Genomic DNA, 26,734 nt, shown 5'->3' on the forward strand with positions numbered 1-26,734 from the left:
GAAACCGCCTTTTTTGTTGCCGTTATTGATCCTGGAGCTTTCGTGATCAGACGAAGCGAGATGCCACTTCCTCGATGCCAGCTGCATCGAGTTTGTAGTGCCGGTAAAGGTGCGTTGGCGGTGCAATCAGGCTGTATTCATCCATGATCCCGTGCCTCACAAGCCGTGCAGTGCCGGGGTTTTCAGCCATCACTTCGGCAACTGCAGAGCCCAATCCGCCGAGAATATTGTGTTCCTCAACGGTCAGTATAGTCCGGGAACCCTTAGCCGCTTCCAGAACCGCATCGACATCCAGTGGCTTGATCGTATGCATATCGATCAGGCCGACCGAGTGGCCCTTTGCATTGAGCGCCTGCATGGCCGCTTTTGCACCATGGACGGGCATGCCGCAGGCAATGATCGTGAGATCTTTTCCGATGGCATGGACCTTCGCCTTGCCGATGCGGAATTTCTCCGTGTCGTCGTAGATCACCGGATCGTGGCCACGATGGGTACGGAAATAGATGGGCTCCTTGTAGACAGCCGACTCTAGCAGCAATTGCTTGTACTGTTGGCCATCAGACGGAGAAATGACAGTCAGGTCGGCAATCGCACGCATGGTGGAAATGTCTTCGGTGGCATGATGCGACGTGCCGTAGAAACCCATTGAAATTCCCGTATGATGACCGATGAGCCTCACCGGCTGAGCGCAATACGCAACGTCCATGCGGATTTGCTCGCACGCAAGCAGGCCAATGAACGAAGCGAAGGTCGCGACATATGGGATAAGACCGGTTGTGGCCATGCCGGCGGCTGCGGAGACCATATTCTGCTCCGAGATGCCGAACTGGACGAAACGATCGGGATAGCGCTCTGCAAAGGCAACAAGACCGTTTGAGTGCTGGAGATCTGCGGTGCCTGCGGCAATGGGATGACCAGCCTCGACCAGTTCGATCAGCGCGTCCGAGAGCACGGATAGAGATGGCGCCTTTTTGTTCAAATCACGGTACTGCCAGGACTGCGGGTTTTGCGGGGCATTCATGATAGGACTCCGTCAAGAATTGTCTGGCGTGCACGTTCTTCATCGTCTGGGGCAAGCCAGCCGAGATGCCAGCCGGGCTCGGTTTCCATATAGTCGATCCCTTTGCCTTTAAGCGTCTTTGCTATGATACAGCACGGTTTCGTCCGGCCGCGGTCTGCCTTCACCTCGCGAAGTTTCTGGGTCAGTTCGACGATATCGTGACCATCAACGACATGAACTTCCCAGCCAAACGAGCGCCATTTCTCATCCAGCGGTTCAATCGCGATCACGTCATCAACCTTGCCATCCAACTGATAACCATTGCGGTCGACGATCGCGATAACATTGGACAGACCGTGGCTTGAGGCGTTCAGTGCAGCTTCCCAAACCTGTCCCTCCTGCATTTCTCCGTCCCCGAGAAGGACGAAAACGTCAAAATGCTGCTTCTGGATACGTGCACCGTGCGCCATGCCCACGCCGTTTGAAAGCGCGTGGCCGATCGAGCCAGAGCTGAAGTCAACGCCGGGTACCTTGCGCATATCAGGATGATCGCCGAGAGGGCTACCAAGACGTGTGTAGTCGTCGAGCCATTCCTTCGGAAAGTAATCGAGATCGGCGAGTATCGGAAACAGCCCAACTGCCGCATGACCCTTGCCCATGAGGAAGCGGTCACGCTCCTCCCACTTCGGCTCGCCGCGTCGGATATTCATCACATCATAGTAGAGGGAGGAGAAAATCTCGGCACAGGAAAAGACGGACGAGTAGTGTCCGACTTTCGCAATACTGATGAGCCGGATGGTCTCCAGACGGACGAACTTCGCCCTCTCCTCGAGCAAGGCAATCTGCTCCGCCCCAAGTTCGGTGTTCTGCATGAACAAATCCCACATTTTTAAAGTTAGAAGGCGCCGGCATCCGGCGGGCCAAGATTAACTGGCAGTCCTCCGCTGTGGCCTCCACCAGCAGCCATATGAAGATAGCTGAGCGAATATCATGCGTCAAGCATCATGCATCATATATGATGTTAGATTTCGTTGGTTTGGAGGCGCTTGAAACGGCGTTCCCTAAATAACTCTCACACACGCTGGCATGCCGATCAAAAAATCCAGTCGCTTCACTCTACGACTTGATCAGTTGCGACACTTCGTTGGTCCACGTTGACTGAGAAATAAAACGGATTTTACGATGCCACGGGTTGTTCGCGTGGCTTCCGCGCAACGTGCGGTAAACGACTGCGGGGAGCCGACATTAATAACGCAATCGCACCCGATCGGATCAAGGACCGGGTGCAAAACTCCAGTGAATGGCAGACGCCAATTACAAGGCGTCGCGTTCGTCGATAAGATCGCGTGTTCTCGTCTCCGGCGCCAAGCAAGCCGATATCAGAGAAATCGCGGCAAGGAGCATGATGTAGAAAGCGATTGGCCACCAGGTATTGAAATAGGACACCAGAGCCGCACATATGAACGGCGCGATGCCGGCGCCGAGCAGGCCACCAATTTCCTTTGACGCGGTAATTCCTGCCAGACGATGGCGAGAGCCGAACATTTCTGCCATCCATGCAGATTCGATCGCGTACATACCAAGAACACACGTGCCGAACGCAAGAACGAAGGCGATCATAATGAGCGGTGTACTTCCGGTGCTGATCATGTAGACGCCGGGAATGGCAAAGAGTGTCTGGAAACCAGACAAGGCGATGTATACCGGCTTGCGTCCGTAAATGTCGATTAGTTTCCCGACCACGGGAATGCTGAGATAAGCAAATACTGACGCGACAATAAGCGCCATTGTGCCGATCGATTTGCTACTGTTGGACAAGGTGCCGATGTATCCGACGAGGAACACCTGATAGACGACGGATGTACCACCCTCGCCGAGCCGAAGCCCGAAGCATGTCGCGAAAGCCTTTCTTCCGCTCCCAAACACACCGCGATAGATCTCACGGATTGTCTTTCGCTCCTGCTTGGCAGAAACCTCCACAAATGTCGGACTTTCCTCTACGCCGCGCCGCATCCAAAGGCCCCACATCGCCACAAGGAAGCTGGCAAGGAATGGAAGACGCCACCCCCAGCTCAACAATTGCTCGGTCGGCAGGAGGGTTACAAGAAGCCATACGGCAGAGGCGATAAGAGTACCGGTGTTTGTCCCGATGCACAGGATCGAGCCGATAAACCCACGTTTATCCGTGGGCGCGCTTTCCACGAGCAACGTCGATGCACTTGCAAGCTCCGCACCTGCGCCAAAGCCCTGCAGCATTCGCAAAGCAAGCAAGAGGATGGGCGCCCAGACACCGATTTGGGCGTAGGTTGGCAGCAAACCGATGGCAAAGGTAGAAACCCCCATAAGAACGATGGTGACGACCAGGATATACTTTCGGCCCAGACGATCGCCCATCGCCCCAAGGAGCAGTCCCCCGACAGGTCGCACGGCGAAGCCTACAGCATAAGTGGCGAAGCTCGCCAGTAGTCCAAGGGTTGGATTTGCTGCCGGAAAGAACAACGTGTTGAAGACCGTTGCAGCAGCCAGCCCGTAGATCACGAAGTCGTAATACTCCAGCGCTGTCCCCAAAAATCCGGACAATGTGCTTCGGCGCGATGTTGCAGTGCTGGCGCCGTGCTCCTCGCAGTCGATCTGATCCATACTAGTACTTGTCATTTTCACTCCCAAATCCGCAGCCACCACGGCTCCTCACGGTCGCACGCAAATGAAATCATGTGGCTGTTTCCTCCAAAACCAGTCACGCATCATGCATGATATATGACGAGTTGCAAGGGGAGTGCATTACATTGACGGTGAACACGCTTGTTTAGGTGACGTTGGTAACAACGCAACGGCAGGAATTTTTAAGGAAAGAACGCCACCCGACTTCGCCCGAGTTGGCAGGTTGTTCTTAGCGTGGCGCATCTTGGAGACCCAATCGTAGGCCCATGCTGCTGCCTAGACGCTTCGACCGTGCCCGTATGGCCTTAAGGGCTAGCGTACCTGCCCGACGATCTTAACGGGCTGAAAGGTGCACGGCCGTGAGAAAGCTACCTGAGTCAGCACTCACTCTGAAAATGCCCTCCACCTCTCGCAGCCGCGTTTGAATGAACTCTAGCAATGCCCGAACCCGAGCAGTGACCGAATTACGATGGCTGTAGGCGCCAAGCAATTGCAGTGGCGCAGGGCGCAAATCCAGTTGTACTTCTTGCAATCGGCCTGCGGCAAGATCTTCCTGACATGGGTAGGCCGCGCCAATTGCGAAGCCAAGGCCCCGACGTGCGCCAGCCACCGCAAGTTCCCCGCTGTTGACGCGATAACGGCTACGCACAGGCACCTTTACGATATCTCCCGCAGTGTCGACAAACTGCCAAGGCTGGCCTTTCAGTGCGCTCAATGTGGTGATGCAAGGTAAGGACTTGAGTTCGCGCACCTGGCGCGGCACCCCGGTTTGGGCCAGTAGAGAGGGCGCCGCGACCACAATGCTGGGCAATGTTGCGAGTTCGCGGGTGATAAACGCACTATCATCTTGACGCCCCCGGTGGAAAACGATGGAGAGATCGAGGTCTTCCCGCAGGACTTCCAAACCGGTCAGACGCGTGTCGCATTCCAATTCAATGCCGGGATGGAGACTGCAGAATTCGGCGAGGATGGGACCTAATAGCCTTGGCGCTTCATTTGGCATGCATATCCTTAGAGGGCCCTTCAACTCGCGCTGTACTGCGGCGAGTTCCTCCTCCGTGGAGAGCAAGGCGTCGAGTACCGGTTTGGCGCGCTCATAAAGCAGCCTCCCGGCTTCCGTCATGCGCAGATGACGCGTGCTGCGTTCCAGCAAGCGAACCCCTAGCCGACGCTCCAGCGACGCGACGTGGCGGCTGACGTTCGACGAGGGAAGTGCCAGCAGGCGCGCCGCGCCGGAAAAGGACCAGGCTGGTAATTCCCTGGGAGGCCTGGACATCAAGCTGCTGGACGAGATCATGGGGTATCCAACCCATACGATCCTGCGTCGCGACTTGCAGGCGGTACTGCTGCACCATGTCGCACGAGCTGGCATCCAGGTGGAGTTCGGGCATCGAGCGATAGCGATTGACCTGGACGCCAGCGGCAAGGCCGTGGCTCGGTTCGAGAACGGCAAGAGTATCCGCCCTGATCTACTTATCGGCGCAGACGGTCGCATGGACTCCGTGGCGCGCAGGTTCGTCGCAGGAACAAATACGCCAACCTATCAAGGCTTTGTGAACTGGATCGGAGTCGCACAATGGAACGGTGACTTGTTGAGCGACGTCGAGATTCAGGACTATTGGGGTTCTGGCGATCGTTTCGGCTGCGTCGCGGTTCGGAAAGATTTGGTTTACTGGGCGGCAGCTCAGGCGCGGCCGTTGCCAGAAGCGACGCCCGCAGCGGACATGCACAAAGAGCTTATGGATCTATTTGCAGCATGGCCAGGGCCTGTCGCCCGCCTAATCAACGCCACGCCAGCGCACTCCATCCAGCTCATTGCCGTTCATGATCTGGAGCCACTGCACACATGGAGCCGAGCAAATGTTCTGCTCGTTGGAGATGCGGCGCACGCGCCGCTCCCGACCTCCGGCCAAGGCGCCTGCCAGGCGTTGGAAGACGCCTGGCATCTGGCTACTTGCCTGAATGCGTCGGACGGTTGCCTTGATGAAGCATTTTTGCGCTTCACCACGGTTCGCGCACCTAAGAACGCAAAGTTGGCGGAACAGGGCAGAATGTTCGCACGCGGCCTTTTTGCAAAAGACCCCGAAGCCTGCCGTATTCGAAATGAGCGTGCCAAGGCGTCCGATCCATTGCGTGATGCGCAGGCTATGGCGGCAGGATGGTCGCAAGGTTTGCCGATGGTACACCGCACTGAGAGGGTGCCAGCGGACGGCGTCGATAGTCTGTATCGCTTGTGAATGGCAATCTAACTCAGGCGGTCGCATTTATCTGCGGCCGCTAGCATCATTCATGAGATACTTTCTGACCGTCTGGGTTTGTAGGGTTAGCATAAAGCAACTGTCCGCAGGGTTGCTGGTGGCTGCTACGATGAGCGGTTCTCGGTCTTTCGTGAGGATCTCGATCCAGCTGGTTTAGTCCCTTCTCGGGATCAGCGCGTCGTTCGCCTTGTCACACCCAGTTTGGAACACTAGAAGGCACCTCCAAGCTAGGCCCTATCACTGCATAGGCGGCATCGCAGATGCGTTCGCCAAACGCTATGGGCGGTCGCGTCAGCTCACGCCTGGTGACACCGAAGGAATGCAGCTTAATGTTCGCGCCTTGCTCTTGAAGGGATCGGGACCTTCGACCCCGTTAGTTGAGCAGACCTAACACGATGATATTGCTCAGCGGCGGGCGAAAGCTTTTCGCTCGCCGAAAGATTGATCTGAGGGAGTCGGCTGCCAGTCCGATGAAATCATAACAGTATCGCAAGCTTACATCTAGGCGGTCGTTCACGGGTCACAGTAGGACGGAATTCTACGTTGTTTAGCTAAGTCGGAGCGCGCATGCGGTTAACCACATGGTCGCCTACCGGCACGCCCTCGCATGTTGAAAAGGCCTAAATCTTTAGCTGCTTGAAAAAAGCTTCGTTCCGAAGCCGTGCATCCTTAAGCACGTACTTATAGCTCAGCGCCTGCACAAACGCGCGGTAATCCGCGTTGTATCCATAGAAACCACCGCCGCCAGGCAAAGGCACATTGATCTGCGCAAGCCTGAGCCACTTGCGCATATTTGGGGTGAAGTCAGCGATGATATAGCAAAAGAACGGCGTATCGGCCGTCACTTCCTGTATCTGTCCCCCGTCCTTATCGAGTATCCTCCCGTTTTGAAGATCTTCGATGTAGCTGTAAATTTGGACAAATGGGTTTTCCTCCTCGTCGTATTCGTTGCGTACTGGTTTCTTAAATTCCACGATAACCACCGGCTGATCGGTCCCCGGACGGTGGTAGGCCGACCTTCCCGCGAACAACAGCACATCCGGGCGGTCTGAAGAAGTGTGCTCGCTGACGACCTTCTTGAGAGCTTTGTCCGACGCCCAGTATTCGTAATACGTGAGCTTATCATCCACGATCCAAAGGTTGTGCTTGTCGACATGGACGTCTTTGTTAGTAACACGCATCGGCACGATGAAGCTGTGCAGCGCCTCTTCAGAATGGTGCTTCATTGTTCCGTCTGTTTTGTACTGAAGGCGCTTTTCCAATAGATCGAGGACGATTTTGCGCCGGACAGTGTAATCAGCTAGCACGGAAAATTCGTGTTCGGTAAGCCGACCCAACAGCTCTGCCACGCCGGTTTCTACAGGGTCCTCTTCTTTTGGCTCAGTCTTGGAAAGCACTTCGACTTTGCGCTCGATATCCCGGTTGTCGCGGTAATCCATGATCGCGAGTTGCTGGTAAATCTGTTCAGCCGTGCGGAAATTACGTGGCACACTCGACACGACGAAGTCCTTGGGATCATCGACCAGGTAGGCATACCGCGGATATTTCTTGATCACAGACTTCGTAATATCGGCCTGCTTCTGGATCACCCGCTCTATAGAAGCAGACAGTACGATCCGAATGGCGTCGAAAGTTTTTCGTTTGATAATTTCGAGCAACTCCGCATCCAGGTCGAATGCCGTTCGCTCAGAATTAACTGAATCATCTAGAATTTGCCCCGATAATACACCAGCGTAGGCGTAGGAAACCTGCTCCCGATCGATGTAGGTGACGAGGCCCAGTGCAAGACCGATATCGAATTCTGCGACAACGCGTCCATGTGCAGCCAGATAAATCTTGTGTGCAGCTTTCCCTTCAACGACCGACTTTTCGAGTAGGTTGTGGTCGAGTCTCAGGGAAATTTCGTTATTTATAACCAAGGGAATGGCGTTCAGGGCCAGCTCCTTTTCCTTCAGATAGGCGCCAAGTTCTATCGACTCGCTTGCGCCTTCAATTGTAATCTTCGGGCGAGCGGAGGAAATCAGATAGGGAAGAAAATGAGCGACGACTTTGCGGACTGTCGTGTCAAATTTTGTGGGAAAATGCTTAGCATATGCAGACTTCATACGCCGAAGCACCACTGTCGTCCCGGGATCCAAACCTTTGGTTTCAACGAGGCTGTAACCCGACAGGGGCACATCGTTATTTAGAACCAACGTAAAGGAGCGCTGGAACAGTTTTCCTTCCTGCTCGAAGATGCTGACCACGTGTGCTTCAGCAAACACTTTTAACCAGGATAGCCGACCAAGGCCTTTACCGCCCCGCATAACCTTGTGCCCGCTATCGTATGTCATGAACGACGTGAAATTATCCTTGTTTAAGCCAATCCCGTTATCCCGTATCTCAATGGAGGGATTGTCGGATTCGGGATCGATAAGAGAAATGTCGATCGCACCGTGGTCCGGCCATTTCTCGCCGTAGCGATCCTGAATGGCGTGCAGCGAATTATAAATAGCCTCCCACAATGGCAGGAGCGAGTTCGAAGGCGTCGAAGATCCAAGGGCGTAATTCTGTACCCTTCGGACTAGGTTCGCCTGAAATGTCATTTCTTCGGTCATTGGCCTATCCCCCACGAATACAAATCAAATGTGGTGAGCATTGCCAAGATATCTCTTGGGTTGAGCACAACCAAATCGTCACGAGTTCGGCACCGAGACAGTGAAAAAGCGCCACTGAACGGCAGCGCGTGTCGAACGCAATGACGCTTGAACGCTAAAATTTCGAAGCAAAGCAGTCGGTATAGGCTTGCTGGAGGCTGCGCGGGGGCCGGGACATCTGTCGATTCCGCAGCATTTTCACGTCTCGGATTAGAGCTTCGACGCCTTGACAGACGCGCGGACGTCACCCGGTGTCTCAGGGGGGGGCTTGACGTATTCTACGGTTATTGAATATATTCATATTAGATTGAATTTCAGGAGCGCACTTATGAATAAGGAAATTGGCGGACTTCTTGCGCAGTTACGTGACGCATCCGGCAAAACTCAAAAGGACATAGCGATCGCCGTCAGTGGCAACCAAACCAGGATCTCTCGACTGGAAGCGGGCGAGGGGCAGATCGAAGACGCGATCCTATATCTCCAAGCGGTCGGAAGCGATGAGGCTGCCAAGCTTGCTGAACGACTGCAATTCGATTGGAAGAATCTAATGAAACCTTCCATTCATCATCCTGATATCGACACTCTAATGGAGATTGAGAAGGCTCTCGACCGCCTCAAGACATTTCTCGTTGATGGGGAAGTGCCTAAAGTTCTGGCCGGGCAAGCGGAGCTGCTCCGGATGCGCCTCGAAGATGTCGGCAATTACTTATTCGAGCTCAATCATGAGATTGTCTATGTAGGCGAAATCGGAGCCGGAAAGACGACGGCGGCGTGCCGGCAGGCAAAACTCGTAATTGACCCCCAGTTTGCCAGTGATTTGAAAGGCTTGCTTCTTGACACGGGCGGCGGGCGAACGACGCTTTGCGACGTTCGCGTTCAGACGGGCGATCGGTATTCGATGTCAGTAGACCCTGTTCCAGACGAAGAGGTTTACAAGCTCGTCGCGGAAATCTGCCGAGGGCTTCGCTATAAAGCGGAGGGTGATTCCACATCGGGTGCGGCAGAATTCAAACCCTCTGAAGAGATGGAGCGTGCGGTACGGAACATGGCAGAATTGCCGCGGCCGAAGGCTGCGAAGAAAGGCCAGCCGCCGGTCGCGGATCCAGCTGCTGAGCTTTCCGCTCAGTTTAACGATCTGGACGAGTTTACCGCCGAATTCGCGAGCCGGCTAAGCCTTTGGCGGCGAAGCCGTCGCGAGATTGAGTTCGATGGCCCGGACCCGAAAGAAGCGAGACAGTGGCTGAAGTCCACTTTCACGGCGATCAACAATGGGCGACACGATGATTTTACACTTCCAAGCAAAATCACAGTGACTGTTCCGTTCCCCCTCGTTCCCGATCAACGTCTTTCTATTGCGCTGATTGACACCAGAGGCGTTGACGGCACTGCTATTCGCTCCGACATTATCGGCCACATGAAGAACCCTCGAGCAATCACCCTTCTTTGTTCCAAGTGGGGGAGTGCACCGGATCCGACATCGCAGGACCTACTTCAGCACGTGCGGGAAACCGACGCTGACCCTACACTATTCGCACGGACGGCGGTCGTTGCTCTCGCGCGACCAGGCGACGCGCTCTCGATGCGCCATGACTCGGGTGATGCGGCTGAAGATGTCGAAGAAGGATACGATATCAAACTAGGGCAGATCGAAAACGCATTGCACAAGATTGGCCTGACGGGTGTCAAATCTTTCGTTTATGATGCGGGTCAAGATGATCCCGCGCTTCTCACCGATTTCATCATGGACCGGGTTTCAGCTGTGAGGCGCAGTCAGATTGATGCAGGCAAGGCGACAATAGCAGCTATCGAGCAGATGTTTGATAACCTCGAGCAGCAACAGGCTCTGGCGGCTCTTGAGTTCGTAAACCAAGACCTGATCCGATTTGCTGATCGTCATGCTGACCTCAAGACCCCTGTCCGTCCGGCGCACGAGCGGCTCTTAATGGCAGTGAGAACATTGCACGCTCGCACTGTGTGGGCAGCAACGACCCGTGCTGGTGACTTCTGGAATTTTAATGTGTTTCATCGTCTGGGGGACGGCGCAGCTGCTGGGGCTAAGCTGCGCTCAAGAAAGGTACTCGATGGCCTTGCCGAGGTTATTGCATCAAGGACAGCAGACCCAGAGCTCGAAAGCACACACGGGTTTCTCGCCGAACTTCTGGAAAATGCCAATCAGTGGGAAAAGGATTTCGTCGACGCTGCCCGACATCATGCAGTGGCTGTCTACCGAGGTGCCCTGAGCAGTGATAAGAAACTGTGGGATGCCTGTGAGGATCCTTACGGCCGCGGACAAGGAAGCTACCGTGAACATGTCGCGGCTCTTTTGCAGTCGTGGTTCGAGGATCGCGACGATCTACGCGAAAAGCTCGATCGGCGGATTGCAAAGGCTTGGTCGAAAACATTCGTGCTGCCACTTCGTCAAGCCGCAGGCCAAGCGTTAGTCACGGAAAACCATGATGCCTAGAGACTAGAAGCGACGACGGGCCCGTCTGGCCTCGGTGCTGGATTGACTTAGAAATCCCGGCCCACCGTGGCCGGGTGCGGAGGCCCGCTGGTTGACGAAGGCTTCTGTCCCTTACCGTACATGGGGGTTATGTAACTTCTAATCCGCCCCCTTTAGCTTTTCCTCGTCCTGGTTACTTGTTGCTTGGCGGCAGGGTTGTTCTTGAACTAGGATATTCGTGATTTGAGGGTTCTTACAGATGTATGCCAAACGGTTGTCCGCTTACGATTTTCGATGTTTTGGAAAAGCCGTTCTTGCGTTCCAGTATCCCGGGCGGCGTGGAGCTGGCACATCACCTATTTCGAATGTGAACTTGATCCTGGGCGATAATGGAGGCGGTAAGTCATCCGTTCTGCGAGCGGTCGCTATCGCCGTGCTAGCGCCCATCCTGATGGAGTCTGGTTACGTTGCTCATCGTGTCGTTCGCCGCCCAGGTGCAAAGAAAAGCTTGCTCAAAGTGGATGGCGTGCTTCACAACCTTGAACAAAAAGACGGCGACCCCAAGAAGTTAGGTCGGACTGAGCTAGAGATGCTGGCTCGGTTCGAGTACCGGGAGAAACAAAGCCGCGATCGGTTGCATCTGGATAGCACTCCGACAAATCCATTGACAGAACTGTTGTATGATGACTCGTCTCCAGCCTTCTTCGTTGCTGGGTATGGAGCTACACGACGCGTCGAAACCGGCGACTATTTTGAAAGCAGTGCTCGCCGATCACGTGGCTTGAGGTATGGCCGCGTGGCCGGGCTGTTTGAAGATCATCTGGCGCTCCGCCCAATGCACTCTTGGTTTCCTCGACTTGATGACCGACGTCAAGCAGAAGCAATCGACATTATAAATGCGGTATTACCTAATAATGTCCGCTTCAATGGTGAATATGACGAGGATGAGGCGCAGTTTCTGTTTGCATTTGAGGGCCAGCGCACACCTTTCACTTCTTTGTCAGACGGTTACAAAGCATTCTTAGGCATGGCCGGCGACTTGATCGGGCATCTTGCAGATGTTTGCCGCGACGATAAGCGCATAGGTGACGTAGACGGCATCGTGCTTATCGACGAGATTGATCTGCATCTACATCCAGAGTGGCAGCGGACCGTTTTGCCTGCCCTAGCCGGAGCGTTCCCGCGCATTCAATTTATCTGTACGACTCATAGCCCTCTCGTCGCGAGCACGGCTCGAAAAGAAAATGTTTTCGTGACAGACGTCGACGATGCAGGCTTGGCCACGATCAAACAGATTGAAGAACGCGTCTTCGGGCAAAGTGCGGAACAAGTCCTGCTTAGCTCTTACTTCGGGCTTGCGACCACAAGGCCGCAGCAATTTGAGGTGGAGGCGGACGCACTATTTCGCAGCGCGGCCCTAGGCGACAAGGAAGCGGCGCTCGACTTCCTAAACCGTTTGACGTCCCCCAATAAAGAAGCGTCAGGCTCGGTCGAGCCAGCTAGACGACGCAAGCATAGGGCAACGCGACAGGAATGATACGCTACACGTCTAGTCCTGAAGAATTGTCGGATGCCGTCGATGCCCTAGACAAACGTTGGCGCGCGAAGGCCGAGACGCGTACCGCTAGATTTATCAACGCCTGCAAATACGACGAAGAGAGCTCGCAATCGATCTGGAGCACGGTCAAGCCTGCATTCATGAATCTGCAAAAGAACAAGTGCGTGTTCTGCGAGCGGCAATTCGAAAACGAGCTTCACGGGAAGATCGAGTTCGACCTCGAACATTTCCGCCCCAAATCGTCGGTTGAAGCTTGGCCAATCGCGGGGACGCACACTCTTACTTACACCTTTACGACCGGTGCTGCGAGCCCTAGTGGATACTATTGGCTAGCGTATGACCTCACAAACTATGCCGCTTCCTGCAAAGTCTGCAATTCTCGCCTGAAGTCGAACTACTTCCCTATAGAGGGAGCGCGCGCCACGGCACCAGGGTCGCTCAAAACCGAGAAAGCCTTCTTATGCTATCCGATCGGCGACGAGGATGATGACCCGGAGGACATCCTGACCTTCATAGGTACGGTTGCAGTGCCGAGACGAAAGTCTGGGTACAAACATCGACGCGGTAAAATCATTATCGACTTTTTTGACCTCAATCGGCGGGAACAGCTTCATCGCGAACGGGCGGCCCACATTATCCTGTTGGGCAACTCATTGCTGAATCTTGACCGCGGTGATGGCGATCCAGCAGACGAAGCGATCGTAGCGCGCGCTAAATCGGCTGAAGCTCCGCATGCAGCATGTATGCGTTCATTTTTTGCACAATGGCAATCTGACCGACCCTTCGCACGCAAACTTCTAAGTTCTTGCAAGTCATATTATGCATCAGCGCTGGGGACGCTGCCTCAAGATCAGTAGAAAATCGTAATCTCTTCTACAGCGCACATAGCTTTTTTGGGCCGCTTCTCCAGTACGGAAACCTTCCTTTTTCTAGAAGGAAGGTCTGATCACATTTCGATCCAAAGGTGGTCAATCCGAATAGGGTGGAGACCCGATTGACGAGTATGGTTCGATTGCAGCGCAGCCACACGATCGGACACTTGATTACGAATCAAGGCGAGCTTGTCATCCGAAGACCATCCGATCGTTGGCTCGGCGACGATCGCATCTACCCACGCATCGATTTGCTGTACCCAATGCTCGACATTCAGGTTTTGAATGAAGCCGATCATTGCCGCTCGTGAGTGAGCCGCACCGTGGTTACCCGCCTTGAAGCGTTGAACTCCGCCGGTGGAAGTGTACTGACTGATCAGGTACTCGCGTTCATCCCGATCGGCGCCTGGTGGAGTGGGCAGCCGCTTGCACTCAATCGGAAGGAGTGTCTGGTATTCGTTGTACTCGCGCCCAGCTAACCAGATGATCTGACCCCGTGGCGCGGCGACCAGATCAACCGCCCGTCTTGCATCAGTGTCGTCTGGCTCTTCACGGCGGAACTGGAGAATATCCCAGCCCGGGGCGTGACGGGTCAGGCTGTTCAGTCTTGCGCACAGCTGCGCCGTCAATCGAGTTTCACCATGAACGGCTTCCCGCACAGGATCATCTCGCCAGGCGGGTAATGCGGTAGCAATGAACTCAAGAAGAGATGAAAGCCACTCGCCAGTAAACTGAACATCGGCATTAAGGGCACCGGCTTGGCTTGAATACTCCCCGTTTTCGGCCAACATATCAGAAACCTTGAGCCCTTAGATCGGCGAGCATATCGTCAGCGTCGCGCAACGCTACAGAACGTGTCCAAAACCGGTGACGGTCTGGCTTCAAAAGGAATACGAAGTTGCGATCATAAAGCCTCATCACCCTCGCAATCGTAAGCCCGGACTGTCGGCGCTCATGCAATAACTCATCCAGCTTCAGATGAAGCTCTTCCGCGCCTGACCAATCGACTGCACCACCGCCGAATGCGTACGCTTTGCAGATAGCTCCCGCCCAATGATAGCTTTGCAACGACCGCAATGGATTTCGACGGTAAACGGCATTTATTTGCCCTGCCAAAATCTCATCGAAAGAAACGAGGGCTTGCTCCGGAGCCCTACGCATCAAGGCTGCGTCTGTCCCGCGACGAATGAAATCCCGCTGAAACTCAACGATATCCTCGGCGAGGATCCGCTCATTTTCGCTCAGATCAAGGTCGTGATCTGTGGGATAGGGGAGAGACAGTATATCAGCGCTCAAAATCGCCGTAGCTCGCTGGACAAACAGGCTTGCACTCACCCCTGCAACGTAAGCTTTCAACACGACACGCTCTTTTTGCAGCCACGACTCGACCTCCCTCAGCTGGGGCAAGTCGTTTCGGCCGGAAGCAAAGCCGACGATACGATGCTTGTACGCAAGGTAATGACCTTCCCAAAGCCCGTGATGAAGGTCGTCGTTTTCTTTGATCAATAGGTAAGGCGGCGTAAATCTTCGTGTGGTTTTGGTATCCTTGATCGGCCGATCGGGAACAGTGACAATTGCCTCAATGTCAATACCGTCCTCCGAGAGGGCTTCCGTCGGCAGGAGGGGTTTTCCAACCAAGTGATCGGCAGGCCTTGAGATCCCCTTCAGACCAGCGATATATCCTTCACCAAAGTCCCATCCACGTTCAACTGCATAGTCGCGCAGCGTGGGGAACTTCCGCAGTCGTTCAATCAGGACTCTAACGCGACTTCCGCCCAGGAGGTTTGCGCGCCAGACATCGCCAGATGCACCAACGTCCGCATTCCTAAGCCAATGAAGATCGTAGTAATCAATATCAAAGCCCTGTTCAGCAGTGGCTCTGCCGTTACGGCGAAACACAGCATGCAGCAGCTTGCCATCGGGCGCCGCCTCCTGAGCTTCAGCTAAAACCACAACGATCTTCGGATCCGCCTCTCCTTTTTTGAACAGTCCTCGAACCGATACGAAATCCAGAATTTCGCGTACACGCCAATTCCCGAAAAAGCGTTTTCGGAACGGAGAAACGTTCTGATTGTAAAGAAATCCTGCCGGCTCAATCATCGCCAAGATGCCGCCGGGCCGCAAAGAGACCATCGCCTCATGCAGGAAAAGGTAGGCAAGCTGGTTGTCAGCTAGAGCGCCGTAGCGTTCACTATATCGCTTGTACGCGCGCTTCGCACCATCAGTGGTTAAAGAAGACTCGAATGGAGGGTTGCCAACAATTACGGCGACGTTGTCTCTGAGAAGACCTTTCTCTTGGGCCTCGAAGAAACAGCTTCCATGCAATGACACACCGTTCAATTGCGGAAAAAGCTTGATGCTTGCTCGGATCTCCTCGGGGTCAAGCGCATCGCATAAACTCAGGCATAGGCTGAACGCAGCCAGCTCGACCGCGCCATCTTCCAAATCGATACCGTGTATACGAAGCAACAATTGTCGGAGTGTACCTACGTCTGGCTTTTCCCAACCGTGGCGCGACCGCCAATGAAGCACAAGCCTCTTATATGCTTCGACAAGAAACACACCTGAGCCACATGCCGGATCAAGCAACACGCCGTCGCTCGCCATGAGCTCATCCAACCGATCCCAGCTAAGCGCCTCTTCGAGCATAAGCCGAACGAGTGCAGGTGGGGTGTATATAGAACTCGCGGCGTCTTTGACAAAAAGCTGATAGATATTGCTTATGAGCTCTACGGGCAGGTCCCGAAACGAATAGAGCCGCCAAAAATTAGCTTGCCCGTTCTCATCCTCGTATCCTTGCACAAGCTTCGCATAACGAGACAGATCCACGCTGCTCTGCAGCGCAACGCGTTCCTCGTCCTGCAGCCGGAAGACATGTCCGTTAAACCGCGCCTCCAGCATCTCCAGGAGCCTTATCAAGGCCGGCGCCTCAGCCAGCACCTGAAAGAAATGCTCTGCCCCAGGAAGCACTTTCCCGAAATCATCGGGAAGCAAGACCGACCGTTCCTCCAAATATGCGATCAACAAGGTTAGGATAAGGAGCCGACGGCGCAGTTGCGCATCGAGGAGATGGCTATCTGTAAGCTGACCAGCCAGCGCACGCACTCCAGCCACCAGCTTGCGATGTGCTGACTTTGTCGCCGAGAGCATTAACTCGCAAGCTTCAGGATCGTCCCAAATGGCGCCGTTGCGAATTCGTTTCGCATCCCACCAGATTTCCGCTGCGGTGATTTCGGCACCCAGCTGGAGCGTTCGGATAGGATTGCAAACAGGGACATCGCCAGGCCCTAAGAAGTCCGGCGCATGCGCGCACCTGAACAGCTGGATCACTCCAGGTCCAACCCGATACAGCAGCGGAACGCCCCCCCAGCTCCAAAGACGTTTATGGAGCTCGGCGAATTGCTTTTCGTCAGGATGATCTTTTGCGTCGAATATCAATGCTTGAGCGATAGGAGGACGGCCGTTTCGCTGAGCTTCGAAGAACACGGCCCGAGCACCGTAGCTGCGAGCACGCTCGATTACTGCGACGACCTCTGGCAAGTGAATCGTCGCGTCAAAGTCTCTGACAGCGACCAACCCATCAACGGGAGGGAGAGTGTCATTTTCACCGATAGCAAAAAGCCACTCGGCCGACTTTGCAGCGGCTGTGTCAGCGACCGGAGTCATGACCGCACCGTAAGTGCATCGCCGCGCAGTGTTTGGCGGAGAAGATCAAGCACCTTCGTGCCTCATCTTGACCAGTTCGAACCCTTCTTTCAGAAGGTCCGTCATCGTTATTCCATGAGCAACGGCGAAGCCCTTGAACTCCCGCTTGAAATCGTCGCTTACTTTGAAATTGAGAGACTTGCTATCCGCGTCAGCCACGTCGCGAACTTTATCTTTGTCTGCCTGAGCCAATTTTGACACCTCATGCAAATGTTCGCGCAGTTATCAGATTCGATCTGTATAATGATTTCCAGCTTTCCGACAAGCGGGATTTATTGAATTATGGAAAGCATGAATTAAAGATTTCTTTATTGCATGAACCGTCGTCATGTTTAGATCACGGGACAAAAGCGCCTCGATAGGGCCTTTAAACGATTCCCCACGCTCGAAACCTCCCCCTCCCCGTCATCTCCCGCAAGCCCAGCTCCGCCACGATCCGCCGCGCCGCCTGCGGCGTGACCTCGAGCGCCTTCGCCACCATCCCGGCCGACACCAACGGCTTCGCCATCGCCAGCTCGACCAGTTCCGGCAGCTTTGACGAGGCCCGCCGCCCCGCCAGTTTTCGCTCGAACATCGTTTTCGCCAGCGTCAGCCGGTCATCCTCTTTCATCCCTATTTCCGCAGCGGCGATTAGACCATGACCGATTGCCAGCAGCCGGGTTTCCCGGTCGCGATGTCGGCGCCGATCGACGGGAATGGTTTTGAGGCCGAGATTGATAGCCGCGAGATGAGCGCCGGTGGTGATGCCGGCTTCTCGCAGGATTGATGCCGCCAGCAGCCGCCCGAGCCATGGGGCGTGCTGCAGCACCAACAGCTCGTTCCAGGCATCGAGGGCGATGATTGCCTGCAGCACCGCGGGCAGTTGTTCGGCTTGGCGCAGCACGCCGCGCCATTCGTCGAGCCGCGCGTCTTCATCCCAGTCAAGATCATAGACCAGCGGGTCCTTTTCGGCAGCACGGTTGCCCGCGGCGCGGCCGGGCCGTGTGGCGCCCTCGATCGCCGCCTCCGATCGGGCCAGCACCGCATCGATAGCATCATAGTCGACGCCAGGAAGCCCTTCGGCTTCGTCGCTGTCTTCCTCGTCACCTTCCTCATCCGTCATGACCGCGGGCCAGATGACACCGGCCGACACCGCAGCCTCAGGACCGATCGGATTGATGTCCGACGTCTGTCGCAAACCTTGGATACCCTCTGCGGACAAGGTCCAATCCGGCGACTGCGCCGCAATGCGCCGGCGGGTACGCAGCACGTCGCGGGCGATGGTGAGTTCGTGGGTCGGGGTGCGGATGTCTCGCGTGGCGTCGTGGAGGACGAGGTCTTCGAGATGGACGAGTTCGCCGTCGATCCACAGCGAGGAACAGGCGTCGCCGAAGTTTTGACGTTCGATCCAGCCGTTTCCGACCGGCGAGCGGGCGATGCGCTCGTCGAGACGGGTGAGCGCGATGCCGGCGTCGAAAGCCGGACGCATCAGGGCTGTCATGCTGATTTTTGCGAGATCGTAAGCCATTGATTTTATGGTAAACGATTTCCTAAACGAACTCTATATAAATATTGCAGTTCGCTACATAGTATGACTACAAGTTGGGCTTCTAACCATCGATAACCATCGTTTATCGATGGTTGATTGCTAAGCCGCGCGAACCATGCGTGTCGGTCGGCCTAGATGAGCGGAAACGCTTGGTTTCCCGGCTTTTTGGGCAGATTTGAGCGGGGATCGGCGGAATAACTGCGGCTGTTGGAGTCGCGTTGAGCGCTCTTCCCTCTCGAGCTGAAGCGGGCGGCCCAAGTAATCTCTCCCACGGTCGTCGCTTGTCACACCTCCCCTCCCCCGAACGCCTTACTTTCCGGCATTTCCGCCGCTGATTGCCGCCAGAGCGCGTTTCACGTTGTGTATGACCACACACTCGTTCGCCATCGCATTTCGAGTCTGACGGGGCTGCATTGTGGTTATAAAACACGCTTGCAACTGTTCGTTTTCTTGCGCATTCCTTATCTGTACAAAGCACCTGAAAAACGCGCGAGAAAACCATGGCAAAACGACAGGCCGCCAATCCAGCGCCGGCCCCCAAACGTCTTATCGGCTATGCCCGTGTTTCGACCGACGATCAGGTCCATGATGCACAGATGGACGAGCTGCGCGCCGCCGGTTGCGAGCGGATTTTTCAGGAACACGGATCCGGTGCATCACGGGTCCGACCGGTTTTGACCAGACTGCTCGGAGACCTGACTGCTGGCGACGTGCTTGTCGTCGTCCGGCTGGATCGCCTTGCCCGATCGGTCAGCCATCTGTTGCAGGTGATCGAGGACCTTGAGGAACGCGGCGTTCATTTCCGATCGATCCGCGATCCGATCGACACGTCCACGCCGCAGGGCATGTTCTCCCTTCAGGTCCTTGGCGCTGTCGCGCAGCTCGAACGGGCGCTGATTGCCGAACGAACCAAAGCCGGCATCAAGGCGGCAAAAGCGCGTGGCAAGCTGCCGGGTAACCCCGGACTTCGCGAGCGGCGGCCAGAAGCGATCAAGGCGGTGTCGAAGGCACGAGAAAAACTCTATCTCGACGAGCTCATCTCCTCAGCGCAGACCTGGTTGCCCATGGTCCGGCAGCTCAGACCACAGCACAGCTGGGACAATGTCGTCCAGGTGCTCAATCGCCGCGGTCACAACTGGACGGTGGAGCGACTGCGCCGGGCGGTGCATCGAATGGTTCGCGAGAAGCTGGCCGATCCCGAGCTGTTGGCACGCTCGCCGCGGCGCGCGCCAGAAGATCACCTGATGAAACTCGTGGCCGCAATTGCCATTGCTGACCCTGATCTGTCGTTGCGTGACATTGCCGCCCAACTTGATCAGATGGGAGAGCGGCCAGCGCGCGGTGGGCGGAAATGGCAGCCTTCCTCTGTTCGCCACCTGCTGGACGAGGCACATCGGTTTGGCCTCATTCGTCATTGAGAGCGCGGAGCATCAGCCTGCCGATTGCCCGGTTTCTTGCGCGCCCCGTTTTGGGCGGCAGAGATTTCCAGCCTTCGCTTTCGACAATGCCGCGAGCGAGCTGCCGGTATTCGGTTTCCGCACGGAGATTTAGGACTGACGCGGCCCGCCTTTGAGGTGGCGCCTGATGATACGCTGGGACCGGTCCGCGCTCGAATTGCCGGAAGGCTTCACGGAAAGAGGCAGAGAGTAGAGGCTTCCTGGCGGTCTCCGCAAAGAGGAGGTCGGCAATGGCCGTAATGGTCACGGCTCGCCATGCCGGTGGGAGGCTGGGCAGCGGAGCCGCGCCTGGTGTAACTGACGGTCGCTGGCCATAAGGCAGCGATAAACTCAGCGCGGCGATGTATGGCATGCCTTCCGGCCTCGGCGACCAGAGGAAGCGGCTTGCTGTCCCAATTCGTTCAAACTCCGGCCCGCCTCTGCCGATAGCATCGCCCATCAACGAGGCGACCTGCAGCAAGTCTGTTTGATCGCGGCGCTGGAACCTTCTCGCCGAGATAATAACATCGCATTCACGGCAAAATAATCTGACAAGCCCGGCAAGCGTAGACCGAAACTGAAACAGGCCACCGCGGAAACATCCGCCGCAGTTGATTTCGAGCCCAGTTGTGCCGGGGGCAAACGACGGCTTCGACGCATGACCAGAACCGTCGGCAGTAGTGGTCCCTCCCCTCCTCGGCATCCTCGTCCAGGCATGTCGGACAAACGCCTCTATTCGCTGGATCGTTGACGAATGACGCCCTGCTACGCCCGGTAGACTGCAGAGACAGTTGCTTCAGATCGTCTTGCCGCAAGCGACAGGCAAGCGCCCATGATCGCGTTGCGGATTGTTCGGTAAGGACGTTGTGGCCGAAGAGATGCGGCTTAGATACCTCCGAAACGCCACATATCCAGTTGTCGATCTGCCGGGGCGAGCTGGAATAATGGCTCGCGACCCGCCAACGCCAACAGCTGAGAAGTTCATCCTCATAGGGCCGTGGGGCGATCGCCAGCAGCCGCACCGCTCTCACGGGTTTGCATGTCGCCGCAGGCGCCCTTCAGTGCGCCGCGCCATCGCGACCAAAGGTAGGACAAGGTTGTCGGCGTCGAAGCTCTCCAAGGTAATCCTCTCATTCCCATTTCGGACAGCTTCGACCGCAACCGTCTCGATGAGGCGAAAAATTCGCACCGTAACGGCGTCGGTCATATCTAGCACCCTGCGGCGCACTGCTGCGGTGCCAAGCTGGGATGGCTCGCGCAGAGGCAGGATGCTGCCGAGACTCGCGAGCAACTGTGCGAGCTCCTGTGTATTGGACCAGCGCTTCAGGTGAATTGCCTCGAACCTCTCCGCGAGCTGAGCATCCGTCAACAACGCTTGTCGGGCAAGATCGGTCCCGGCGCAGATCAACGGGACTTTTAGATCATTCGCCAGAAAGCGGATAACGTTGAGAAAGACACGTTGCTGCCGGTATGTGCCGGTCAGCATGGCATGAATCTCATCGATGATCAGCATCCGCACGCCCATCCTGCGCATAAGAGTGCGGCAAGTGGTCTTCAGTCGGTAGGTCAGGTCTCCACTTGGACCAGGTGCACTCATCGCATTGAGGAGTTCGCCGTAGACATCGCGTTCGACGGGTTCGGCCGGCATCTGCATTGCCACGACCGGCATGTTCGTTACCCCGGTTCCACGATCGAAGATGGGCTGGTGATCGCGAAGAAACTTTCGGATGATTTTCGTTTTTCCCATGCCGGTATCGCCATAGAGGAGCAGACAGGGCATTCGATCCCGCGGCGGATAGGAGAGTAGATCCTCAAGCCGCGCCAGCGCAGCCCTCGCATCGGCTGTTTCCAGCCAACGATCGGCACGGATCCAGGCGATCCGTTCTTCGGTCCCCATCTCGGCATACTGACGGTAGGCTGGTAGGAGATGGGGATATTCCGTCAAGACCATTCCTCCACCGACAATGGTGCCAGATCAGAGAAATTGTCCTCTTCGGCATCATCTACTGTTTGCGCATGCTGCCGGTCGGTGTCCGCCAGCGCTCGCGACCGTCTCTCGGCTCCCCGGCGGATGCTCCGTGTTTGGCGACCTGCCATCTCGACAATCTGTCGCTGGGTTTCGATGGTTTCGAAGATCAGGTGCTCATCGACCGATTGCAGACCACGAGCCCTCAAAGCGGCCACGGCCTGCCGGTGTTCGCCCAGCGTGATCCGTGGCCGTCCGAGGTCTGCAAATCGAACCAACCAGCTTTCGCCTTTTGGCCCGTCGACGAACACGCAGGAAATATCCCGCGGATCGTAACGGACCCGCATCTTGTCCGGCGCACCGGTCCACGGGCTCAGGAAATCATCCCAATATTTGAGGCCGAACAGGTGCAGTCCGTCGCGACGTATGACGCGTTGCTCGAAAGGCAGGAAATCCAGAACGAAACGGTGTTCGTCATAGGGAAGCCGCAGAGGCTCCCGACGCGAGAGGACAGCATCTTCCCAGGCCAGCCGAGGCGGAATCTTTAGCGCACGGTGGATATCGGCGTGATACCGGCCGACGATCTCAAGGGCGAGCCACCGCTCCAGCTCGTCAAAGGTCATCACAGCATGCTTTTGCGGATCGTAGTCGCCACGGGAGCCTATATCGCTGGACGTTGAGCCGGGCAGAAAGTGAACGGCGCCCATCATCGTGCCGATAAGCCGCTCGATATGACCGCCGTAATGTGGGCGAGCAACTGGTCGATGGATAAGATTGATGCCATGTTCGGCCGCACCCCAGGCCAGCGCTTTTCCCCGAAACTCCCGAGCATTGTCGAGATGAATGGCGCTGGGCAAACCATGGACGGGCCAGCCGCCGACCACGTTTCGCTCCGCGAGCCAGCAAGCCTTCGGCAACACCATGTGCCGGATGGCCAAGGCCACGGATGTTGAAGATGGATACTCAAGGCTCAGGTAGAAGCCGGCCACCATACGGCTGGCGACATCGATCGCTAACGTTAGCCAGGGCCGCTGCAATGGTTGGCGGTTTACAGCGTCGACAACGAAGAGATCGACCAAGGTATGATCGATCTGAACGACCTCCAACGCGTCCCCGACTGAATACTCATCGGTAACGGGTTTGTATTGCTGACGGGCGACGCTGGCCCCCTCTCGGGCCTTGGCCAGCTTCCTCTGGTCGGAGCGATCGATGCGAACCTTCACGGCTTTCCAGGAGGGTGCAGGTATGTCTCGCTGACGGCAAATGACGCGGACATGATCATGAACGGCGGTGATCGTCGGTCGCTCACGACGGCAATAAATTTCCTGGATGGCGCAGGTGACGGCATCTTCCTGTTCCGACGACAGGAGCCGCCTCCCCTTCTCTGGCCCGGGCGTTTCATCCAGCAATGAGCTGGTCACCGGCTTTCGCCGGAACTGTGCGAGCAGTTGATAGAACCTTGTTGGCTTGAGACCCAACTCCCTGCATGCGGCAGATCTCTCCGGGCCGGTCAACTTCTTTTCAAAAGCGATGGGCCGAATGACCGCTTCGCGGGCCACGGCCTTCTGCCAAGCCGTATCGCTGATGAGCGTCCTGTTAGGTGCCTGCGCCATTGAGGCTTCCTCGCTGAGCTTTCAGCATGGCCACGATCAAACGTTGCAGATCACAGGATGCTCCTCGAAAATGACAGTTGAAAGACGGCGGGCTTCCGATGCCATTCCTATCCAGTTGGGCTGCGTTCGGTTTTTAGCACCCTTCTGCGGCGCTTTATCCGAGGATTACCGTCCCTGATCTCGCGGGTATGTTGCAAAGGTTTTCGACCGTATCCACATCAAGAATGTAGTTGCGATTGAGAGGGGATAGGAAGATGCAAAGTCCGGGCGATTTACCTGAAGCACATGCGGAAACCCCTTGGCTATCTCCTGGTGACCAAGCCCCTACCCTTCAGTTCGACCGTGTATTCAACAGAGAAGAACAATTATATAAGGTGGCATTCGATCGACCCACCGCGGTCATTCTATGGAACGCCGGCTGCTACGGGTGCCTGCCGGCGGTTAAAGAGGTCGCGGAGCTCGGTGCCAAACATGGCGTGCCAGTTTACGGCGTCGCCGTGATGGTGCGGGACGTGGATCGGACAGCAAAGGCGGCCTTGGCATCAGACAGCCTTGCGATTCTTGCACTTGAGGAACGCAGGCCTGATTTGTCGGGCCTTATGCGCGGAAGCGTCACCCGTCATTGGCTGGAAGCTAGTGGACAACAGGGTGTGCCATCGGCGTTCCTTATCGAGAAAGGCGGCCGGGTCGCCTGGATTGGCGATCCAACAGAGATTGCAGACGTTTTGCCGATGATGGTTGGAGGCACATGGGACATCAGCGCAGCCCGCGACAAGCACCGCTTGGTTACCAGTGATGCCGGCATCGCGCTACTTCGCCTCACCCATGACCTGACGGACGCATTAGTAACTGGAGAGCTGGACGAGGGGCTGAGCCTGATGGCCGAAGGTGAGCGGCATTTGCCTTCACTGTCCGAAGATCCCGAATTCGCTATACTCAAGTTCAGCTTACTTGCTGCACATCCAAAGCGAAGTGATGCGGCGATCGATTACTACCGCGAGGTCGCAGGCAGGTTCAGGGAGAATTTGCGCGTCCAGTCAATGTTGGCAGGGACTGCTATACGGCAGCTATGTGGACACCCCGAGGCTCTGCGAACAGCAATGAGGGCGATAGCCATGGTGGCTGATGGCCCTTCCGCAAATGAACATGAAACAGCGCATAGAATTTACTGCCGACTATTAGAGGCTGAGGCGGCAGCAAGACTTGGTCAAACGGAAGAAGCAACTGAACTGCTGCATAGGGCAAACGTGTTGACCAGAGACGGAAATCTGCCGGCGCCGCAGCAGGATTGGACGAGTGCGGAGATCGGACGGATACGGAAATTGACGTTGTAGTTTAGGTGGGCTTCAGGCGCATTCCGGTAAACACAGGAGATTCCAATGATCCTGGCCGGGTAAAAACTGTATCATTCCAACAACAATGATTCCGCCTAATCAAGCTCGTCGACACCATCGAATCTAGGCTAATCCACTCTCCGCAAAGGCTCATCTCCATGGAAGATCGCGTCCGTTTCGCTCTCGAAAAGCTGCTCAACATCGCCCACCAGGATACCGGGCAAGGCTGTCGCGTCGCCAACTTTCTGCTTGCCTGGTGGAACGCCGACGTGCATGGCGGCTTCGATCTGACTGATCTAGCGAATGTCGATCGCGAGGTCGCCGACGATATGGCGACCGTGTTCACCTGGCTGGCGCGCGAAGAGGACCTTCACTACCCCCACGACTGTCGCAGCGAGATCGAGCAGATTATCGCGCGCTGGCGCCCGACGGCGGAAACAGCTTGATGGCTGCATCGCAGAAATCAGCCCGTCTGACCGGCGTAGAACGACGAGCCGTCGAGCTCGACACGATTGCATCCGTGCTGCCGATCGACCGGCGCGATGAACTCGCCGAACTGCTGACCGACAGTGATATCGAAACGCTGCGCCATCTCGTCAACGAAGGCATGGGCCCCAACACGCTTCGGGCCATCACCTCCGACCTCGCCTATATCGAGGCCTGGGCGCTGGCCGCGACAAAACGATCGCTGCCATGGCCGGCGCCCGAGGCGCTGCTCTTAAAATTCGTCGCCCATCATCTTTGGGATCCGCAAAAGCGCGCCACCGATCCCGATCACGGCATGCCGGCCGAGGTCGCGGAAATCCTTCGCAGCCAAAACTTTCTGAGATCGACCGGGCCGCATGCGCCGGCGACCGTGCGTCGGCGGCTAGCCAATTGGTCGACGCTGACAAAGTGGCGCGGCCTCGATGGCGCCTTCGCCTCCCCTCCCGTCAAATCTGCCATTCGGCTTGCAGTTCGGGCCGTGCCGAGGAAGAAGACTCGAAAGAGTGCCAAGGCTGTTACGAGCGATGTTCTGGCGAAACTGCTGGCGACTTGTGCAGGCGACAGCCTACGCAATATCCGGGATCGTGCGATTCTGATGGTCGCCTTTGCCTCTGGTGGGCGTCGGCGCAGCGAGATCGCCGGACTGCGGTTTGAGCAGTTGAGTGTTGAGGCACCGATCGAGTTGCCCGATGACCCTCCCCTGCCGTCTCTCGCCATTCATCTCGGGCGCACCAAGACCACCAACGGCGAACAGAATGATGTTGTGTATCTGACTGGCCGGCCGGTGGATGCTCTGAACGACTGGATCACGGCGGCGAAGATCGAGAGGGGTAGTGTGTTTCGGGGGATCGGGCGTTGGGGCTCGGTGTCCAAGCGCCCGCTCGATCCGCAGTCGGTCAATGCGATCATCAAGCAGCGGGTGGAGATGGCCGGGTTGGATGCGGCGGAGTTTTCGGCGCACGGTTTGAGATCAGGCTACCTAACCGAGGCAGCCAATCGTGGCATTTCTTTACCCGAAGCTATGGAGCAATCTCGCCACCGCTCTGTTCAACAGGCATCGAGTTACTACAACAGCGCGACCCGCCGCAGCGGGAGGGCGGCAAGGTTGATCTGACGATCACCCCTGATAGTGACAACGACCCTCGTTGTTGGATCTCGAGAGAATGACCAAGAGCGCACGTCCTAGAGACGATCCGCGTGAGGGAGGTTCAACCAAATATATACGTTCTCAGTCTAGA

At 56.2% G+C, this 26,734-nt stretch carries 20 protein-coding genes; 8 read left to right on the forward strand and 12 right to left on the reverse strand.

The genetic code is table 11. The features are described from left to right. Window positions 1-46: 46 nt before the first annotated feature. From ACQZ5Y_RS24255 to ACQZ5Y_RS24270, 4 genes are all read right to left on the reverse strand, one after another. Complete coding sequence (locus ACQZ5Y_RS24255) at window positions 47-1,021, reverse strand: transketolase family protein (RefSeq protein ID WP_121557824.1); 975 nt, start codon at window positions 1,019-1,021, stop codon at window positions 47-49. Continuing rightward, window positions 1,018-1,872 carry a transketolase gene (locus tag ACQZ5Y_RS24260; RefSeq protein WP_121557947.1) on the reverse strand — a complete coding sequence of 285 codons (855 nt, stop codon included), beginning with the start codon at window positions 1,870-1,872 and terminating at the stop codon, window positions 1,018-1,020. The genes ACQZ5Y_RS24255 and ACQZ5Y_RS24260 overlap by 4 nt, the downstream gene beginning before the upstream one ends. 442 nt (window positions 1,873-2,314) lie before the next feature. Further along, entirely contained in the window at window positions 2,315-3,640 is a 1,326-nt protein-coding gene (locus ACQZ5Y_RS24265) for an MFS transporter (RefSeq protein WP_162995339.1), read from the reverse strand. Between the two features lie 355 nt (window positions 3,641-3,995). After that, window positions 3,996-4,883, reverse strand: coding sequence for a LysR family transcriptional regulator (locus ACQZ5Y_RS24270; RefSeq protein ID WP_419459263.1), 888 nt, complete (start codon window positions 4,881-4,883; stop codon window positions 3,996-3,998). On the opposite strand from ACQZ5Y_RS24270, the gene ACQZ5Y_RS24275 reads away from it, so the two are divergent. Then, a complete protein-coding gene (locus ACQZ5Y_RS24275; RefSeq protein ID WP_336510368.1) occupies window positions 4,798-5,898 on the forward strand; it encodes an FAD-dependent monooxygenase in 1,101 nt (366 codons plus the stop codon). The two genes, ACQZ5Y_RS24270 and ACQZ5Y_RS24275, sit on opposite strands and share 86 nt — an antisense overlap. A 641-nt stretch (window positions 5,899-6,539) precedes the next feature. Here the strand turns inward: ACQZ5Y_RS24275 and ACQZ5Y_RS24280 are convergent. After that, window positions 6,540-8,516, reverse strand: coding sequence for an ATP-binding protein (locus ACQZ5Y_RS24280; RefSeq protein WP_121557823.1), 1,977 nt, complete (start codon window positions 8,514-8,516; stop codon window positions 6,540-6,542). Between the two features lie 367 nt (window positions 8,517-8,883). On the opposite strand from ACQZ5Y_RS24280, the gene ACQZ5Y_RS24285 reads away from it, so the two are divergent. From ACQZ5Y_RS24285 to ACQZ5Y_RS24295, 3 genes are all read left to right on the forward strand, one after another. Beyond that, on the forward strand, window positions 8,884-11,019 hold the full coding sequence (locus tag ACQZ5Y_RS24285) for a helix-turn-helix domain-containing protein (RefSeq protein WP_121557822.1): 2,136 nt from the start codon (window positions 8,884-8,886) through the stop codon (window positions 11,017-11,019). Between the two features lie 238 nt (window positions 11,020-11,257). Beyond that, complete coding sequence (locus ACQZ5Y_RS24290) at window positions 11,258-12,535, forward strand: AAA family ATPase (protein ID WP_121557821.1); 1,278 nt, start codon at window positions 11,258-11,260, stop codon at window positions 12,533-12,535. Next, window positions 12,532-13,413 (forward strand): hypothetical protein, encoded by an 882-nt coding sequence (locus ACQZ5Y_RS24295; RefSeq protein WP_121557820.1) that lies wholly within the window; start codon window positions 12,532-12,534, stop codon window positions 13,411-13,413. Before ACQZ5Y_RS24290 ends, ACQZ5Y_RS24295 begins: the two co-directional genes overlap by 4 nt. An 89-nt stretch (window positions 13,414-13,502) precedes the next feature. Here the strand turns inward: ACQZ5Y_RS24295 and ACQZ5Y_RS24300 are convergent, their stop codons facing one another. The 4 genes from ACQZ5Y_RS24300 to ACQZ5Y_RS24315 form a co-directional block, all read right to left on the reverse strand. Next, window positions 13,503-14,219 (reverse strand): hypothetical protein, encoded by a 717-nt coding sequence (locus tag ACQZ5Y_RS24300; protein ID WP_121557819.1) that lies wholly within the window; start codon window positions 14,217-14,219, stop codon window positions 13,503-13,505. Between the two features lies 1 nt (window position 14,220). After that, window positions 14,221-17,094, reverse strand: coding sequence for an HsdM family class I SAM-dependent methyltransferase (locus ACQZ5Y_RS24305; protein WP_121557818.1), 2,874 nt, complete (start codon window positions 17,092-17,094; stop codon window positions 14,221-14,223). A gap of 45 nt (window positions 17,095-17,139) precedes the next feature. Beyond that, on the reverse strand, window positions 17,140-17,325 hold the full coding sequence (locus ACQZ5Y_RS24310; protein ID WP_236763147.1) for a hypothetical protein: 186 nt from the start codon (window positions 17,323-17,325) through the stop codon (window positions 17,140-17,142). 175 nt (window positions 17,326-17,500) lie between these two features. Next, the gene (locus tag ACQZ5Y_RS24315) at window positions 17,501-18,640 is read right to left on the reverse strand and encodes an RHE_PE00001 family protein (protein WP_121557817.1); all 1,140 of its coding nucleotides are present in this window, start codon (window positions 18,638-18,640) and stop codon (window positions 17,501-17,503) included. A 521-nt stretch (window positions 18,641-19,161) separates the two neighbouring features. Between ACQZ5Y_RS24315 and ACQZ5Y_RS24320 the strand changes: the two genes are divergently transcribed. Then, complete coding sequence (locus ACQZ5Y_RS24320) at window positions 19,162-20,079, forward strand: recombinase family protein (protein ID WP_121557816.1); 918 nt, start codon at window positions 19,162-19,164, stop codon at window positions 20,077-20,079. Between the two features lie 551 nt (window positions 20,080-20,630). Here the strand turns inward: ACQZ5Y_RS24320 and ACQZ5Y_RS24325 are convergent. From ACQZ5Y_RS24325 to ACQZ5Y_RS24335, 3 genes are read right to left on the reverse strand one after another with little or no spacing between them, the layout of a single operon-like run. Continuing rightward, a complete protein-coding gene (locus ACQZ5Y_RS24325) occupies window positions 20,631-21,128 on the reverse strand; it encodes a TniQ family protein (protein ID WP_121557815.1) in 498 nt (165 codons plus the stop codon). Then, window positions 21,125-22,042 (reverse strand): TniB family NTP-binding protein, encoded by a 918-nt coding sequence (locus tag ACQZ5Y_RS24330; protein ID WP_211380948.1) that lies wholly within the window; start codon window positions 22,040-22,042, stop codon window positions 21,125-21,127. Before ACQZ5Y_RS24330 ends, ACQZ5Y_RS24325 begins: the two co-directional genes overlap by 4 nt. Next, complete coding sequence (locus tag ACQZ5Y_RS24335) at window positions 22,039-23,622, reverse strand: Mu transposase C-terminal domain-containing protein (protein WP_233283746.1); 1,584 nt, start codon at window positions 23,620-23,622, stop codon at window positions 22,039-22,041. The genes ACQZ5Y_RS24330 and ACQZ5Y_RS24335 overlap by 4 nt, the downstream gene beginning before the upstream one ends. A 308-nt stretch (window positions 23,623-23,930) precedes the next feature. On the opposite strand from ACQZ5Y_RS24335, the gene ACQZ5Y_RS24340 reads away from it, so the two are divergent. The 3 genes from ACQZ5Y_RS24340 (at window position 23,931) to ACQZ5Y_RS24350 (ending at window position 26,610) form a co-directional block, all read left to right on the forward strand. Further along, a complete protein-coding gene (locus ACQZ5Y_RS24340) occupies window positions 23,931-25,010 on the forward strand; it encodes a TlpA family protein disulfide reductase (RefSeq protein WP_121557812.1) in 1,080 nt (359 codons plus the stop codon). Between the two features lie 158 nt (window positions 25,011-25,168). Continuing rightward, a complete protein-coding gene (locus ACQZ5Y_RS24345) occupies window positions 25,169-25,456 on the forward strand; it encodes a DUF7673 family protein (RefSeq protein WP_121557811.1) in 288 nt (95 codons plus the stop codon). Further along, window positions 25,456-26,610: a site-specific integrase gene (locus ACQZ5Y_RS24350; RefSeq protein ID WP_162995337.1), complete on the forward strand. Its 1,155-nt coding sequence runs from the start codon at window positions 25,456-25,458 to the stop codon at window positions 26,608-26,610. Before ACQZ5Y_RS24345 ends, ACQZ5Y_RS24350 begins: the two co-directional genes overlap by 1 nt. The last annotated feature ends 124 nt before the right edge of the window (window positions 26,611-26,734 follow it).

This window comes from Agrobacterium sp. A3-95, assembly GCF_053521785.1.

What these genes read in the sequence shown, in the direction of transcription:
- ACQZ5Y_RS24255 (WP_121557824.1), bottom strand. Translation starts at nt 1,021, where the DNA reads ATGAATGCCCCGCAAAACCCGCAGTCCTGGCAGTACCGTGATTTGAAC.
- ACQZ5Y_RS24260 (WP_121557947.1), bottom strand. Translation starts at nt 1,872, where the DNA reads ATGCAGAACACCGAACTTGGGGCGGAGCAGATTGCCTTGCTCGAGGAG.
- ACQZ5Y_RS24265 (WP_162995339.1), bottom strand. Translation starts at nt 3,640, where the DNA reads ATGGATCAGATCGACTGCGAGGAGCACGGCGCCAGCACTGCAACATCG.
- ACQZ5Y_RS24280 (WP_121557823.1), bottom strand. Translation starts at nt 8,516, where the DNA reads ATGACCGAAGAAATGACATTTCAGGCGAACCTAGTCCGAAGGGTACAG.
- ACQZ5Y_RS24285 (WP_121557822.1), top strand. Translation starts at nt 8,884, where the DNA reads ATGAATAAGGAAATTGGCGGACTTCTTGCGCAGTTACGTGACGCATCC.
- ACQZ5Y_RS24290 (WP_121557821.1), top strand. Translation starts at nt 11,258, where the DNA reads ATGTATGCCAAACGGTTGTCCGCTTACGATTTTCGATGTTTTGGAAAA.
- ACQZ5Y_RS24295 (WP_121557820.1), top strand. Translation starts at nt 12,532, where the DNA reads ATGATACGCTACACGTCTAGTCCTGAAGAATTGTCGGATGCCGTCGAT.
- ACQZ5Y_RS24300 (WP_121557819.1), bottom strand. Translation starts at nt 14,219, where the DNA reads ATGTTGGCCGAAAACGGGGAGTATTCAAGCCAAGCCGGTGCCCTTAAT.
- ACQZ5Y_RS24305 (WP_121557818.1), bottom strand. Translation starts at nt 17,094, where the DNA reads ATGACTCCGGTCGCTGACACAGCCGCTGCAAAGTCGGCCGAGTGGCTT.
- ACQZ5Y_RS24315 (WP_121557817.1), bottom strand. Translation starts at nt 18,640, where the DNA reads ATGGCTTACGATCTCGCAAAAATCAGCATGACAGCCCTGATGCGTCCG.
- ACQZ5Y_RS24320 (WP_121557816.1), top strand. Translation starts at nt 19,162, where the DNA reads ATGGCAAAACGACAGGCCGCCAATCCAGCGCCGGCCCCCAAACGTCTT.
- ACQZ5Y_RS24340 (WP_121557812.1), top strand. Translation starts at nt 23,931, where the DNA reads ATGCAAAGTCCGGGCGATTTACCTGAAGCACATGCGGAAACCCCTTGG.
- ACQZ5Y_RS24345 (WP_121557811.1), top strand. Translation starts at nt 25,169, where the DNA reads ATGGAAGATCGCGTCCGTTTCGCTCTCGAAAAGCTGCTCAACATCGCC.
- ACQZ5Y_RS24350 (WP_162995337.1), top strand. Translation starts at nt 25,456, where the DNA reads ATGGCTGCATCGCAGAAATCAGCCCGTCTGACCGGCGTAGAACGACGA.